The sequence below is a fragment of the Acinetobacter sp. genome, from assembly GCF_036666595.1.
Taxonomy (GTDB): Bacteria; Pseudomonadota; Gammaproteobacteria; order Pseudomonadales; family Moraxellaceae; genus Acinetobacter.
Genome location: NZ_JAVWVO010000002.1, coordinates 372,203 through 387,674, shown reverse-complemented (window position 1 = coordinate 387,674; position 15,472 = coordinate 372,203). Strand labels below are relative to the sequence as shown.

The 15,472-nt window shown below is 41.0% G+C and carries 16 protein-coding genes and 1 tRNA gene; 10 read left to right on the top strand and 7 right to left on the bottom strand.

The window, feature by feature from the left end; translation table 11 throughout:
- Window positions 1-174: 174 nt before the first annotated feature.
- From moaA to RR876_RS05055, 4 genes are all read left to right on the top strand, one after another.
- Entirely contained in the window at window positions 175-1,182 is a 1,008-nt protein-coding gene (gene moaA, locus RR876_RS05070; protein WP_332476519.1) for a GTP 3',8-cyclase MoaA, read from the top strand.
- A 139-nt stretch (window positions 1,183-1,321) separates the two neighbouring features.
- Window positions 1,322-2,245: a bifunctional molybdenum cofactor biosynthesis protein MoaC/MoaB gene (moaCB, locus tag RR876_RS05065; RefSeq protein ID WP_004982494.1), complete on the top strand. Its 924-nt coding sequence runs from the start codon at window positions 1,322-1,324 to the stop codon at window positions 2,243-2,245.
- Window positions 2,242-3,459, top strand: a complete 1,218-nt coding sequence (locus tag RR876_RS05060) for a molybdopterin molybdotransferase MoeA (protein WP_332481831.1) — start codon at window positions 2,242-2,244, stop codon at window positions 3,457-3,459. The genes moaCB and RR876_RS05060 overlap by 4 nt, the downstream gene beginning before the upstream one ends.
- Window positions 3,460-3,599: 140 nt before the next feature.
- On the top strand, window positions 3,600-4,217 hold the full coding sequence (locus RR876_RS05055) for a molybdenum cofactor guanylyltransferase (RefSeq protein ID WP_332476521.1): 618 nt from the start codon (window positions 3,600-3,602) through the stop codon (window positions 4,215-4,217).
- A 286-nt stretch (window positions 4,218-4,503) separates the two neighbouring features.
- Here RR876_RS05055 and RR876_RS05050 read toward each other — a convergent pair.
- A tRNA-Arg gene (locus RR876_RS05050) sits at window positions 4,504-4,579 on the bottom strand.
- A gap of 178 nt (window positions 4,580-4,757) precedes the next feature.
- On the opposite strand from RR876_RS05050, the gene RR876_RS05045 reads away from it, so the two are divergent.
- The 6 genes from RR876_RS05045 to RR876_RS05020 all read left to right on the top strand — a co-directional run bounded on the left by RR876_RS05045 (window position 4,758) and on the right by RR876_RS05020 (window position 10,320).
- Complete coding sequence (locus RR876_RS05045; protein WP_004695849.1) at window positions 4,758-5,693, top strand: ABC transporter ATP-binding protein; 936 nt, start codon at window positions 4,758-4,760, stop codon at window positions 5,691-5,693.
- Window positions 5,690-6,463 (top strand): ABC transporter permease, encoded by a 774-nt coding sequence (locus RR876_RS05040; protein ID WP_004982514.1) that lies wholly within the window; start codon window positions 5,690-5,692, stop codon window positions 6,461-6,463. The genes RR876_RS05045 and RR876_RS05040 overlap by 4 nt, the downstream gene beginning before the upstream one ends.
- Window positions 6,463-7,275: an NADPH-dependent 7-cyano-7-deazaguanine reductase QueF gene (queF, locus tag RR876_RS05035; RefSeq protein WP_332476522.1), complete on the top strand. Its 813-nt coding sequence runs from the start codon at window positions 6,463-6,465 to the stop codon at window positions 7,273-7,275. The genes RR876_RS05040 and queF overlap by 1 nt, the downstream gene beginning before the upstream one ends.
- Window positions 7,276-7,302: 27 nt before the next feature.
- Window positions 7,303-7,953 carry a hypothetical protein gene (locus tag RR876_RS05030; RefSeq protein WP_332476523.1) on the top strand — a complete coding sequence of 217 codons (651 nt, stop codon included), beginning with the start codon at window positions 7,303-7,305 and terminating at the stop codon, window positions 7,951-7,953.
- 469 nt (window positions 7,954-8,422) lie between these two features.
- Window positions 8,423-9,424, top strand: a complete 1,002-nt coding sequence (gene mltB / locus RR876_RS05025; RefSeq protein ID WP_332476524.1) for a lytic murein transglycosylase B — start codon at window positions 8,423-8,425, stop codon at window positions 9,422-9,424.
- Window positions 9,425-9,711: 287 nt separating this feature from the next.
- Window positions 9,712-10,320, top strand: a complete 609-nt coding sequence (locus RR876_RS05020) for a septal ring lytic transglycosylase RlpA family protein (RefSeq protein WP_004695839.1) — start codon at window positions 9,712-9,714, stop codon at window positions 10,318-10,320.
- Between the two features lie 629 nt (window positions 10,321-10,949).
- Here the strand turns inward: RR876_RS05020 and RR876_RS05015 are convergent.
- The 6 genes from RR876_RS05015 to rpsB all read right to left on the bottom strand — a co-directional run bounded on the left by RR876_RS05015 (window position 10,950) and on the right by rpsB (window position 15,285).
- Window positions 10,950-11,267 (bottom strand): AzlD domain-containing protein, encoded by a 318-nt coding sequence (locus RR876_RS05015; protein ID WP_279669812.1) that lies wholly within the window; start codon window positions 11,265-11,267, stop codon window positions 10,950-10,952.
- A 3-nt stretch (window positions 11,268-11,270) separates the two neighbouring features.
- Entirely contained in the window at window positions 11,271-11,972 is a 702-nt protein-coding gene (locus RR876_RS05010; RefSeq protein WP_332476525.1) for an AzlC family ABC transporter permease, read from the bottom strand.
- A 68-nt stretch (window positions 11,973-12,040) separates the two neighbouring features.
- On the bottom strand, window positions 12,041-12,874 hold the full coding sequence (locus RR876_RS05005) for an AraC family transcriptional regulator (RefSeq protein WP_078426468.1): 834 nt from the start codon (window positions 12,872-12,874) through the stop codon (window positions 12,041-12,043).
- Window positions 12,875-12,941: 67 nt separating this feature from the next.
- Window positions 12,942-13,436, bottom strand: coding sequence for a DUF3465 domain-containing protein (locus RR876_RS05000; protein WP_332476527.1), 495 nt, complete (start codon window positions 13,434-13,436; stop codon window positions 12,942-12,944).
- A gap of 82 nt (window positions 13,437-13,518) precedes the next feature.
- A complete protein-coding gene (gene tsf / locus RR876_RS04995) occupies window positions 13,519-14,394 on the bottom strand; it encodes a translation elongation factor Ts (RefSeq protein WP_332476528.1) in 876 nt (291 codons plus the stop codon).
- Window positions 14,395-14,535: 141 nt separating this feature from the next.
- The gene (gene rpsB, locus RR876_RS04990; RefSeq protein ID WP_004982536.1) at window positions 14,536-15,285 is read right to left on the bottom strand and encodes a 30S ribosomal protein S2; all 750 of its coding nucleotides are present in this window, start codon (window positions 15,283-15,285) and stop codon (window positions 14,536-14,538) included.
- Window positions 15,286-15,472 lie beyond the last annotated feature (187 nt).

Genomic DNA, 15,472 nt, shown 5'->3' with positions numbered 1-15,472 from the left:
GATGAATTATTACAAAAGGCAAAGACTTGATGGATCGTGTTCGAGGAACACCCACTCAATTTTTGGAAATGAACGAACTAAACAGCTTCAAGACTCCGTTTGATCTTTGAAATAAAACATTTCATACTCTTCTTATAAAAACTAAATCGTATGTAAATACGAAGTGGAGCGACTATGGACGGTTCGACTACTACGCCCTTAGAACATATGTCAGCGCAACTGATCGATCAATTTGGCCGTCATAAACATAAACTCCGAATCTCTCTGACAGATCGCTGTAACTTTCGTTGTAGTTATTGCATGCCCGATATACCTGAATGGTTGGCCAAAAAGGACATCTTAAGCTTTGAAGAGCTGTTAACATTTTGTGAAATGATGGTCAGTTTAGGTATTCGGCACATTCGCTTAACAGGTGGCGAGCCTTTGATGCGTCAAGGCGTGGTCAATTTTATTGATGCTTTAAATCGGCTCAAGGTACAGGGCTTAGAACGTATTTCCATGACCAGTAATGCTTTCTATTTAAACAAGTATGCACGAGCGCTAAAAGAAGCGGGACTAGATGATCTCAATATCAGTCTCGATAGCATTCATACAGACACGTTTATGAACATGACCAAACGTCCGATAGCACCTGTTCTCGAAGGCATTGCAGCCGCACAACAAGCCAATCTGCCGATAAAATTGAACTGTGTTTTAGTCGCAGGACAAAATGATCATGAAGTGCTTGAACTGACCCAATGGGCTTATCAACAGAAGATCGCATTACGTTTTATTGAATATATGCCTTTAGATCAACCTGAGCACTGGCAGCCTCAAAAAGTCATCACTGAAGATGACATTATCCAAACACTTAATCCTCATTTTCAGATTCAGAAACAAGCCAGACAACATGACCCTGCAACCATTTATCTGCTTAATGATCAGTACACATTAGGCATTATTTCCACCATCAGCAAACCGTTCTGTCAAAGCTGCGACCGTTTACGTATCACTGCAACGGGAGAGCTTTTTACCTGTTTATTTGCCAATAGGGGAACACCGCTGCGTCATTTACTTCAACAAAAAGATTCCGCTTTATTACAAGCCCAGATTCTCAATGCTGTGTGGCATAAAAAAGCAGGGTTTATTGAACATCAACATGCCCCAACGCGCAAAATCAGTATGCATGCCATAGGGGGGTAATCAACTGGTTAATTTTGAGTTTGTCAGTCATTCGACTGTATCCGCTTTTATTTTTGTGTTATCTAAATACGTCATAAACTTTTTCTCTTGATTGAACAGTTTCACTTTAGATCAACACTTCAATGTTTCGGAATACTTTATGAAAAACGTTGGCATGAAGCCAGAAAGCTATCGCGTTGCAACTGCAAGCTCTGAACTGCTTGCCCCTGCACATTGTTTACAACTTCTTGCCGACGGCAATACCGAAAAAGGTGATGCTCTCAAAACAGCCCGCATTGCTGGAATTTTAGCCGCAAAACGTACCGATGAACTGATTCCGCTGTGCCACCCCCTGCCTATTTACCGTGCCGATGTTGATTTTGAACTGCTTGTCGACCGTGTGGTTATTCGTGCAACCGTTGAAACGATTGGGCCGACAGGTGTAGAAATGGAAGCGTTAACCGCTGCCAGTATTGCGGCTCTTACCATTTACGACATGCTCAAACCCCATTGCGAACCGCATGAGCTGATCATTCAGCAATGTAAACTCGATCTGAAAAAAGGCGGAAAATCGCACTTTAAACGTCATTTGCGTCAGCCTGTTTCTGCGGCAGTACTGGTTCTGTCGGATACCGTTGCCGCAGGTCGTAAACCCGATACAGCTGGCCGTTCTGTCGTCGAGACCTTAACCGAAGCAGGTTTTGATCCGATTCATTATCAAATTTTACCTGATGAAGCCGATCAGTTAAAAGCATTGGTCTTAGAGCTCACCCAATCTTATGCCTGTATTATTACTGTGGGTGGAACAGGCATCGGCAAGCGTGACATTACAGTAGACACACTTGAGCCTTTACTTGAACGTGAGCTCAACGGGCTGATGGAAGCCGCACGTGCTTTCGGACAAAAACGTACCCCCTATGCTGCGATGTCACGTGGCGTTGCAGGTTTTATCGATCGTTCATTGGTGATTACCCTGCCGGGCAGCCGTGGCGGTGCAAGTGAATCTATGGCAGCCATTTTACCTGCTTTGGTTCATATTTTTGATGTCTGCCGTGATCTACCCCATCCGGGAGGTTATGAATGAGTTGCTCTGGCGTTGGTTTAATTACACTCGATCAAGCTCTTGAACACTATAGCGCCGTCCAAACATTGCCTGTCGTTACTTTGCCTTTAGTACAGGCACATCGATATGTTTTTGCGGCAGATGTTTTATCAACAGTTGCCTTGCCTCTATTTACCCAAAGTGCGGTTGACGGCTATGCGCTGCGCTCTGAAGACTTGCAAGCTGGAATTACTCGCTTTGAATTGGTTGGTGAAATTCGTGCAGGTGTTGAAGAACATATTGAGATTCAAGCAGGACAAACCGTGCGTATTTTTACTGGGGGCAAACTACCAAACTCAGCAGATACTGTGGCTCGACAGGAAATTATCACGCGTAGCCATGATCAAGCGACTCTAACTCAAGCTTTGGACAAAGGCGCAGACATTCGTTATCAAGGTGAGGAGTTATCCGTCGGGACAACACTTGCGCAACAAGGCCAGCGTTTAGGCAGCGGTTTAATTGCGGCACTCAGTATGGCGGGTGTTCAGCATGTCGAGGTTTATCGCCAACCTAAAATTGCAGTGCTTATTACTGGTGATGAAGTCAGTACGCAACTGGACAATGAATCTAAAGTGTTCGATGCCAATGCGCCAATGATCCTCACTTGGCTCAAAGAACACGGTTTTGCTGAAGTCCATTTAGAGCATGTGATTGATGATGAGAAGATACTCACACAAGCGCTCTCGAATGCCATGAATCATTATGACGTGGTCATTAGCACAGGCGGTGTTTCGGTTGGCGATTATGACTTGATTCGACCTGTTTCAATGGCTTTAGGTGCAACAGAGATTTTCTGGCAAGTTGCACAAAAACCGGGTAAACCACTGTATTTTGCTGAATATCAAACAGACAGTCATCATTCTTATTTGATTGGCTTGCCTGGGAACCCTGCTGCTGTACTCACCTGTCTTGCTGTACATGTATCGACACTATTGGCCGCTTTACAGGGAGTTACGTCTCCTGCACCTGCTTGGAAAAAAGCTCGCTTCAGCGACAGCATCAAACAAGACAGCCGTGAACAACTGGTTCGAATGGTATTAGATGTCAATGAGTTTGGACAATTAACCGTTTCCAAACTCGGCAAACAACAATCCCACATGCTCAGTAACTTAAATCGAGCCAATAGTATAGTTCGAATCCCTGCTCGATCTGATGCCCCTGTAACATTGGACTATGTCGATTTCATCTCACTCTAAGAACATAGATTGGATAGTGATCCAAACCAAATGCTTTTTTGCAAACGGTCTAAGGCTTGGACAGCTTTGTCGTAGACCGTACATCTCAATATTGAACGATCATTATTGATATCCTTACACACGGATGTTAGGTCAAAATCATGCAAAACTACCCAGCAACAGCACTGGTGATTTTAGCGGGTGGTAAAGCCACACGAATGAATGGGGTCAATAAGCTTTTGCAAAGATTTGACCATGAAGTGCAGTTGTTAAAAATAATTAATGCCTTTCAAGGCTACGTACAGGAAATATGGATCAATAGTCATCGCGATTATGCGCAATATAGTGAGTTGATTCCTGATATTCGCTGCTTCAAAGATAATAGTGCCGGTTTTTTAGGGCCTTTAATCGGTATGCAAACGGCATGGTCATATGTGCGAGCTGATTATATTTTATTTATTCCGTGTGATATTACCGACATTCCACAAGATATATTACCGCGCCTGCATCACACATTAGAACAACATCCGCACTCTTCTGTTGTCTACCCGAATATCAATGGACAAGCGCTCTATCCTTTTTGCTTGTTAAAACGCAATAGCCTAGAAACCTTAAATAAGCATTTACACCAACAACAATTCAGCTTAAAACGCTGTTTCAACGATCTGTTGCCACAAATAGTAGATATTCAAAACTCACGTTTGACTTACCATAGCCTCAATTCATTTGAAGAAGTACTCGCTTACCAAAAGTCATTAGGCTCTTTGGGGCGACCTTGATCCATATAATTAACTTCTTATTGGGTAGCCCATACTTTGATTCGCAATAATTTTAAGTTTAGCGGTAGTTCTTGCTGTTTTTTTCACTCTATTCCCCATGAGTATTATATTGAAATAAATATCTTGTGCTTTTTACGTTGATTTTGATTTTGTACTTTTTAAAATACTGTAATAAATAAATATCGGTAAAACTGAAATAAATTTGGACAAGATGAAAGAAAATAGAGATTGAAACTGTATTTTTTAATATATTTTAGATAACTTCGGAAGGTATGTAATAAGAAAATGGTGCGCTCAGCGGGACTCGAACCCACGCCACAGGCTTCGGAGACCTGTACTCTATCCAGTTGAGCTATGAGCGCGCGAGCACATCATATCAAAAAAAATCACAAGGTAAAGCATCTATCTAGCTTAGAGTGATTTTCCTGCTTATGCTTTATACAATGTTCCATATCTGCAACACAGAATTGCGAGTAGATTACTTGGTTTATTAGGCATAATCGCTCACAATAGTGCCACTATTAATCATTCGAGAATTTCATGACTGATGCATTGACGTTAAGAGATTTGTCCAAAACCTATAAAAATGGGTTTCAGGCCTTAAAAGGCATCGATTTAACTGTTCCTGAAGGTGAGTTCTATGCCCTTCTTGGACCAAATGGTGCAGGCAAATCTACAACGATTGGTATTATCAGCTCATTGACCAAGAAAACCTCAGGCACTGTCGAAATTTTTGGACATAATCTCGACACGCACCCCTCTCAAGCCAAACAGTGCTTAGGGGTTGTACCTCAAGAGTTTAACTTCGGTCAGTTTGAAAAAACCTTCGATATCTTAGTCACACAAGCCGGCTATTATGGTATTCCTAAAAAAATTGCGGAAGTTCGAGCCGAAGAATATTTAGAAAAACTCGGCTTATGGGAAAAACGCGGCGTTCAAGCCCGTATGCTTTCAGGCGGTATGAAACGCCGCCTGATGATTGCCCGTGCCATGATGCATGAACCAAAACTCCTTATTTTAGATGAACCCACAGCAGGGGTTGATATTGAGCTACGTCGTTCGATGTGGGACTTCCTCACAGAAATGAACAATAAAGGCACATCGATCATTTTAACCACACACTATTTAGAAGAAGCGGAAATGCTGTGTCGTCGAATTGCCATTATTGACCGTGGTGTGATTAAAGAAGATACCAGCATGAAAAATTTCCTCAATCAGCTCAATGAGGAAACCTTTATTTTTGATTTAGCTGCACCGATTGAGCCGATTCATATCGACATCATTGGAGTTCGTTTCCATTTAGTCGATGCCGTGACTTTAGAAGTGACCATGGATAGAGCGCATACCCTCAATGACTTATTTCAATTGCTTGAATCACAAGGAATCCAAGTCCGCAGTATGCGAAACAAATCCAACCGTTTAGAAGAACTGTTTGTGAAGATGGTCGAAAAAAATCTCGAAGGAACTACGCCATGAACTTAAATCAACTTAGCGTAGCTTTATATACTCTAGTGCATAAAGAAATTCGCCGCTTTATGCGCATCTGGCCTCAAACCTTGCTTCCACCTGCCATTACCATGAGTTTGTACTTTGTGATATTTGGCAATTTGGTCGGTTCTCGTATTGGTGAGATGGGCGGATTTAGCTATATGCAGTTCATCGTGCCTGGACTGATTATGATGGCGGTGATTACCAACAGTTATGCTAACGTTTCTTCAAGCTTTTTTAGTGCCAAATTTCAAAAAAGTATTGAAGAGCTGATCATGAGTCCTGTACCTTTGCATGCCATTTTATGGGGCTTTGTCTTAGGCGGTGTGTGTCGTGGGGTCTTGGTCGGTATCATTGTGACAGCCATGAGTTTATTTTTTACTGACCTTTATATTACCAATTGGTTTGTTACTATTTACACCGTCTTGGTCACCTCGTTCTTATTTTCACTGGGTGGTTTTATCAATGCGGTGTATGCCAAATCTTTTGATGACATCTCCATCATCCCAACCTTTGTGCTGACGCCTTTAACTTATTTAGGTGGCGTATTTTATGCCATTTCAGCACTCAGCCCTTTTTGGCAAAATTTATCGTTGATCAATCCAATTGTATATATGGTCAATGCTTTTCGTTTCGGCATCTTAGGTCATAGCGATGTTAACGTCGTCGTCTCCCTGTCTGTTATGACCATATGCTGTGCAGTGCTTTATGGCATTGCTTACTATTTACTTTCTCGTGGTTCAGGAATGCGTGAATAATGAGTGTAGAACATTCTCTTTTGGGTAAAGACACCAATTACCCTACAACTTATCAACCCGATATTCTTTTTCCCATTGCCCGTGCTACAGCACGTGAGCACTATGCACATGTTGAAGGTATTCAACAGGGTAAAGACTGGTGGCATATTTTTGAAATTTCTTGGTTAAATCACCATGGTGTTCCGCAAGTTGCCATTGGTCGTATCAGTCTGCCTGCCACCTCGCCCAACCTCATTGAGTCAAAGTCATTAAAGCTTTACTTTAATAGCATGAACTTTACTCAGTTTGAGTCTAAAGCGGCATTTAAAGCAACGGTTGAGCAGGATTTATCTGTAGCCGCTGGCGCAGATGTGAATATTGATCTTTTCCATGTCGATGACGTGGAAATTAGTCAACCTGAAGGTATCTGTATAGATGAACTGATTCCGACCCAATTGGAAAATCACCCCAATGCTAATCTGTTGGCATTAGATGATGCTGCGGAAGGTGTTGAAGTACAGATTTACTCACATTTACTCAGAAGTAACTGTCCGGTCACTGGACAACCTGATTGGGGCACGGTATTTATCCGATATAAAGGTAAAAAGCCTTGTTATAACAGCATACTGGCTTATATTATCTCTTATCGTCAGCACAACGGTTTTCACGAACAATGTGTGGAACAAATATTTGCCGATATTTGGCAAAATTTGAAACCTGAAAAGCTGATGGTGTACGCAGCTTATACACGCCGTGGTGGTTTAGACATTAACCCTTGTCGTGTGTCAGATGTGTCATGGATGCCCCGCCCAATTCGATTGGCGCGACAATAAAATAAAGAACATTGAGGTTAATACACGATGCCATTTTTTGGTTTTATTCCATCGACTGAACTTTTACAGACTATTCAAACTGCTCAGCAGAAGAAAGACTCAAGTGAACCTTTATATCCACTTCGAGATAAAACAGCACTCCTCATCAATGATGAAATTATTGATGCCATTTTGACTGAGTTAGTTCGCCGTTTTCCACCGAGTGATAAACGTGACACAGCCGAGAAGCTGGCTGGCTATATTAAGTCAACAGTTGCGGTTTTGTTGAAGCAGCTTTTAGGCAAATCATCGAATGATGTGGTTCAAGCATCGATTCAGTTTTCTGAAAAAAGCTTGTTTAAAGATGCTGAAGGTCAGTTCCGTGTGGGTGAAGCGTTAGATGCAAACTTAGTGACCAGCCTCAAATATAACTATGCTGAAATTAAAGCAGGCAATGAAGTAGATAAAGCCGCGTTAACCGAACTGTATAAACAGTTTGCTGAAGCGACTGTACGCCACTTTATGAATGACTTTAATAAAACCCTCGATTTGGGCATGATTAAGCGTAAAGCGGCCGATATCGGTTCTGTAGCTGTCATTAAAGCAGTGCATATTGCTGCCAATAAAATCATCCCCAATCTAACCAAAGATGAACTTTTAGCTTTAGCTGAATATCACGACACCTTATTTCATGCTTAAGTACTAAAAGTCTTCAAGACTTTTCAGATCAAAATGACTCTACTTGTGTAGGGTCATTTTTGTTTCTAAGCTGTGATTTCTTGCTCTTTATATAGAGCTATATATAAAGGCTATATATAAGCTAAGACCAGATCTTTTTGTCATTGTCACTAGACTCTAAACACTACAATTTTAATTGCTTCTACATATGAAAGACTTTTATATCAGTCAGTAAAACTTGACTTATATAGTCACGTAAATACTCTGCCTAAAAATCTGCGCCATTTTGAATAATCTGTCCTTTATATAGGCTGAGTTTGTCTTTTTTTGTATACCTATTTGCCCGCTTCAGTACAGACAATGTTATCTTAAAGCCTATTCACGCTAGACTCCGTTCACAAGAATTTCGACATAACAGAAACGCGAACTATGGGCATTCCCCTATTCGCTTTGCTCCACTGCCAATAACGACTCTGGAAATTAGACTTCTATGTTAAATTTAAACTTTTATAACAAAGTTAAACGTTTACCTTTATTGATTGGCGCTTTGTCGATCACCAGTTTTTGCCAAGCAAACGATTTTGCTTCCCATCCTGACTATTTCAGCTTTAAACAAAAAACCATGCAGAATTATGGTCTGTCTGCTGAGCAAGTTGATTGGGCGATGAGTGGTTCTAAAAATGTACCCAACATCATCAACATTATGAACCGCCCTGGTGAAAGTAAACCGTGGTACGAATATAAAACCAACTTTATGGCAGAAAGTACCATTCAACGTGGTGTCCGTTTCAAAGCACAGTACGCAGATACTTTAAATCGCGCCGAACAACAATTTGGTGTTCCGCAATCAGTCATTCTCGGCATTTTAGGGGTAGAAACGGGTTTTGGGACGAACAAAGGTAATTTTGTTACCCGTGATGCTTTAGCAACTTTAGGTTTTGGTTACGAACGTCGTAAGCAATATTTCCAAGATGAACTCAGTGCTTTAATCGCATGGAGCTATAAAGATGGCGTGCCAACCAACTCAGTTGTAGGTTCATATGCAGGTGCAGTTGGCTACCCACAATTTATGCCAAGCAACATTCCAAAGTTTGGTGTGGATTATGACAGCAATGGTCATGTCGATTTACGAAATTCAGCAGTCGATGCGATTGGTTCAATTGCCAACTATTTAGCAAATCATGGCTGGCAACGTAATCAGCCGATTGGATTCGCAGCACGCTATAGTGGCTCAAATCCTGAATCGGTCATCGCCAAAGATTTAACTTTACCGACACCTTATGGCGTTTTAAAAAATCAGGGCATTCAACCGACCAATCCGATTGTCAAAATCGATGATTTAGATATGGTGAATGTGATCCAACTACAGGAAAATTATGGGCAAAGTTATTACATCACTTACCCTAACTTTCAGGTGATTACGACCTATAACAAGAGCCGTATGTATGCGACTGCAGTGTGGCAATTAGGGGCTGAAATTGCTAGCCGATAGGGCTAGCTTTTTACTCAAGCTTGAGATGTCAATAAAAAAATAGTTTAAAATGATGTAAATTTCGGCATTTTTCACACCTTGTTACAATATTGATTATTTTTTAATCAAAAAATGTTCAGTTTATGTAGTTTTTATCATTATTTTAATTAAACACTAGACATGCTTATGGCTGCATGAATATTATCCATTTCGTCAAATGTTGTTGCAAAAGTGAATTAACAGGCAAGTTTTTTTATCTTTCAACCACTTAGTTTAAAGAAAAAAGTATTGTCTTTTGGAGTTTATAAATGCAGTCTTCACTTAAATATATACTGGCCATTGCCTCGACCATCGCGCTGAGCCAATCGCAAGCAGAGATGGTTCAGTCATCATTTACCAATGATAACGATAACTCTCGCCTAGCTGCGCGTGTCTTGAATAAAGATGCTCAAGGCTTCAACTCACACTTCTCAAATTTAAATAGCCTTTCAATCACTGAACGTTCAGGCGATAAAATTCGTCGCGAAACAATCGCTGCAAAAATTGAGATCCCTGAAGAAGAGCCTTCAGTGATTGAAAAGTTAAATACTGTTGCATCAAATACAGTACGTAAGTTTAGTCAAACGGGCATGGCGTCTTGGTATGGTCGTCAGTTCCACGGTCGTAAAACAGCAAGCGGTGAAACATTCGATATGAATGCATTAACTGCAGCTCACCGTAGCTTGCCGCTAAACTGCTTTATTCGTGTAACGAATAAAACCAATGGTAAAAGTGTTGTGGTTAAAGTAAATGACCGCGGCCCATTCCACGGTAACCGTGTACTCGATCTTTCTTATGGTGCTGCTAAGCAACTAGGTATTACCAATGCAGGTACTGCGAAAGTCAGCATTGAACGTATTGATGGACCAAACTCTTAAGACTCGTCCCTACAACACGCATTTGACAGCAAAGCCACAGTAATGTGGTTTTTTTAATGCCCCATATTTACATAACACCCAATAGAGCGATCTCCATCACTTGCCTATCCCAGATGCTCAGTTTGAATAAAATAAAAAATAATTGATCCGATTTTTTAGCTTAGTGCGCCCACAATTTTTGCAGCATTGGAAGACTATCTGAACTAAGTGTTTTCACAGCTCATTCTTATCTGATCAAAGCCAATTTTTCTGCCTACCCTGAACTGTAGTTTTCTGCATTCGTCAAATTAGAATGATTTTAGGAATTACCTAGTAAATTAAGCGCCATTTTTGCGATATTAGATTCACTATTGCCCTGCTTGTTTTTGTATAATTAGGGCAGTTTTATGAACCAAAACTCAAAAGAAAACCTTCTTATTTCTTCAAAGTTCTCAAACCCTGCCTCATTTGCTCTATTTTCAACTTTTTTAGTTCCCCAATCAAAGCTACGCCAATTTGATAGACATAGAAAAAATCGCAAAAGGTGAGCATTTAGGGCAACACAAATTTAAAAGCAATGAAAAAGATCGGGCTCTCGCACTTTTTCATGCTTTTTTCGGTATTTTATGGGCCTATTTGCTGATGAAATGCTAGAAATCGAATAACAGATTCAGACCGTAAAAAAATCCTAAACTCAGCAAAATACTGAGCAATAATTTTCTCGTCAAAAGAGTGATTAACAGCGTAAAAATTGCACCATAAAAATAGCTATTTTCAAATATCCCTTTCCAGTGCCCACCTTCAAAAAAAACCAGTGGCAAACAAATCGAAACCATCAGACAAGGCGCCGCATATTTCAGCATGCGTGTCGCAAATTTAGGCAGCCGAATTTGAGTTTTTGGTTCTAAAAATAAATACCGATTAAAAAAAGTCACACAGGTCAAACTCAAAACAAATAACCAGGTCATGTTTTAGTCCTCCGCTTGATCAAAAAACGCAGCAACCCACATCCCACTAAACCCAGCCAGCAAAATAGCTGATCCGAGTTCTAACCAACTCAAAATCAGCACCATGATCGAGGAACTCACAACACCATAAATTGCGGCTTTATTGTGAATCAGCATCACTGCCATAACCAAGAACACCACCACAATTGAAAATTCCAAGTGGAGATTTGAAAGATCAGGCACATTATTCGCAAGAAAAATACCCATTAAACTAAACAGCACCCAACTGACATAAAAGCTGAATCCTGCACCTAACATATAGGCATAAGACAGCTTTTCCTTCAGCATCGCGGTGGCGTAGAGCTCATCGGTCAGTAAAAAACCGATACTCAGTCTTCTTTTCAGTGACCACGGCTTCACCTCTTCTCTTAGACTCAGTGCATAAATAAAGTGCTGGCTGGTGAGGAAAAACACGGTGATCAGAATACTCAGTAAAGATGCACCCGTCATGAGCATACTCAAACTGACCAATTGTGCCGCACCTGCAAACACTAACGCTGACATGCCTACAGCTTGCATGACACTCAGGCCCGCATTAATCGCTGCTGAGCCTGCCAATATTCCCCATGGAATAACGGCGACTGAAAGCGGCAACATATCCTGTACGCCACGGAAAAAACCTAAACTGTTTTGTTGGATCAATTGCGACTGCACAGCAGACTCCATTTTTCAATTCGCTAGAGTCAATATGCGGCATACCTTAGATAGCTTTCTTGTATGAAATTGCTGTTATTTTAAATTTTATGTGCCAGATATTGCGCAGGCGTACAACCCAATGACTTTTTAAAATGACGAGTGTAATGGCTTTGATCAGAGAAACCACAGAGTTGCGCGACTGTCGCAATCTCGCAGCCTTGTTTAAGTAAATACAAAGACTTACGTAAACGAAATTGCACCAACCATGCATGAGGTGGAAGTCCAGTAAACTTTTTAAATTGACGTAGTAAATGCCATGGGCTCATCCCGACGACAGCGGCGAGTTCGGCCAATTGATGCTCTCTTTCAGGTTCCGCAGCAAGTAGTTCTTGTACCAAGACCACTTTACGCTGCGCTTCAGGCAAGTCTTTTAATATTTTTTTAGATTGATTATAACGACTTAATAAATAAGCCAAAGTTGAAATATATAAGCTCTGTTTAAACAGTGTATTTTTTGGCTGTAGCAACAAATCGAATAGTAAATTCAATTGTTCCGCTAATCCTTCATCATGAACTACAGCTTGCGGAAACCATGGCATAGTACCGGCTTCATGAAAAAAATCTTGACTCACTTCTTGAATCATTTCAGGGGTCGGATAAATTGCCCGATAACACCAACCAGTTTCAACAGCAGAAGAACCCGTATGTACTTCATCAGCATTCACTAAAATAATATCGCCTTGCGGCGCAATATGCTGATTTCCTGTGCGTAAAAAAGACTGCGCACCTTCATCAATTAAACCAATACAGTAGCCTTCATGGGTATGTTTTGAAAACTGCGTATGTTGATAGGAGGCTTTTAACATTTCAAGACCATCAAGTTCTTGAACATGATGGTAATTTACAAATTCACTAGGTCTGATTTCGTGCATGAGTTGGCCTCTCCTGAACACTCAGCATACTGCGATTCAGCAAAACGTATAGAACAAAATTGCTCTACTACTGATAGGTTTTTCCTTGGTGTTTTAACCAACCACCTTCATGGCGCTGTTGTGGGTCGTGATGTGTCCAGTGGATCACCCCGCCTTTTTCACTATATTCGTATTCACCATTGAAACCAACGGTATCGCCTTTTTGTAGGCGTTCAATACGTGGTGCTAAATCAATATTATGTGCAATCAAAACCGTCATTGCATTAGAAAGTTCTACAATAAATTTTTGATGACGAGTACCGTCATTATCATCTTTAAGCACAGCCACAACACGCCCTTGTGATTGAACTTGAATATTACTTTTCCGACTTTGAAACGCTTGGGCAATTTTTGTTGTGCCATCAAGCACTTGATTTTGCGGTTGGCTGGTCTGTGTAGAGGGCTCTACCGCGACTGATGGTGTCGATGTTTGTAATTGATTTTCTTGAAGATCGATTCCGAAATATGCAGCAATCAAAAGTACGATCACCGCACCAATACTCAGGTTGGTTTTGTTGGCCACTTATCTACTTCCTCGTTTTATTTTTATTAATTGTATAAAAAAAGCCCCAAAGGGGCTTTTTTTACTCAAAATAATTTTTCAATTATTTTGCAGCAGCTTGAGCAGCAGCAACTTCTTCAGCGAAAGAAAGTTCAACTTTTTTCTCAATACCTTCACCCACTTCAAAGCGAGCGAATTGAACAACTGTAGTACCAGTTGCTTTAAGAACGTCAGCAACTTTCTTGTCGTTGTCGATTACGTACATTTGACGATCAAGCGCAACTTCGTTCAAGTATTTCTCAACTGAACCAGTGACCATTTTCTCAACGATGTTTGCAGGCTTACCAGATTCGATTGCTTTAGCTTCAGCAATTTCTTTCTCTTTAGCGATAAGTTCAGCAGATACACCTTCAGCAGAGATAGCAACTGGGTTGAACGCAGCAACGTGCATTGCAATACCTTTACCAGTCGCAGCATCACCTGTGTAAGATACAACAACACCGATTTTTAAACCGTGTTTGTAAACTGCAAGGTTTTCGCCTTCAATGATTTGAGCACGACGAACTTGGATGTTTTCACCGATTTTTTGAACAAGAGCAATACGCGCTTCTTCTACAGTTGCACCATCTTCAAGTTTCAATTCAGCAATTTTAGCAGCATCAGTTTCGCCAGCAGCTAACGCAGCAGCAGCAACTTGAGCAGAGAAACCAGCAAAGTTTTCGTCTTTAGCAACGAAGTCAGTTTGGCAGTTTACTTCTAAAAGAAGCGCTTTGTTACCGTCTTGAGCGATAGTGATTGCGCCATCAGCTGCAATGTTACCCGCTTTTTTAGCCGCTTTAGCTTGACCAGATTTACGAAGGTTATCAATCGCTAATTCGATGTCACCATTCGCTTCTGTTAATGCTTTTTTACATTCCATCATTGCAAGACCAGTACGATCGCGCAATTCTTTAACCATGCTTGCTGTAACTGCAGTCATGTCAATCTCCTAAATACGGTAGAAAATGAATTCTTTTTAGAACAGAAACGGCCCAGAGCTGTCTCTTGGGCCGTCTGCATACATGACGCTTACTTTGCCACCATCACATGTCGCAAAAATGACAAGCTTACGTCAAACGCATTAAGCCTCAGGAGCTTCTTTAGCTTCTTCAACTTTAGCTTGTGCATTTGCTTGTGATTGAGCATATTCTTTACCAGCAAGAATCGCATCAGCCATAGCAGAAGCATACAAAGTAACTGCACGGATCGCATCGTCATTACCCGGGATAACGTAGTCTACGTTGTCTGGGTTAGAGTTTGTATCAACGATACCGATTACAGGAATACCAAGGTTTTTAGCTTCTTTAATTGCAATTGCTTCGTGATCAACGTCGATTACGAATAATGCGTCAGGTAAACCACCCATGTTCTTAACGCCGCCTAAAGCGCGTTCAAGTTTTTCCATCTCACGAGTACGCTCTAAAGCTTCACGTTTAGTAAGCTTAGCGAAAGTACCATCTTGAGATTGAGTTTGAAGGTCTTTAAGACGGTTGATAGATTGGCGAAGTGTTTTCCAGTTCGTCAACATACCACCTAACCAACGGTGATCAACATATGGTTGACCAGCACGTTGTGCTTGTTCACGGATGATGTTAGAAGCAGCACGTTTCGTACCAACAAACAATACTTTATTCTTTTTGCTAGCAAGGTTGTTAACAAAGTTCAAAGCATCATTTAACGCAGGAACAGTGTGCTCAAGGTTGATGATGTGAATTTTGTTACGCGCACCAAAGATGTATTGACGCATCTTTGGGTTCCAGAAACGTGTTTGGTGACCGAAGTGTGCGCCTGCTTGAAGAAGGTCGCGCATGCTTACGTTGTAATCTGCCATTTTCTTTACCTTAAAGTTTGGGTTAGGCCTCCATATATCCGCATCCTCCACCCTAACGGGCACCCAGAGAAATGTGTCGATATATGTGCGGATTTTATTGCCCCATCGCACAAAGCCCGTGAAATTTATTCACGAAAAAGCATTTGATAAAATGGGCGGCTATTTATACCATAGTCACACACAAATT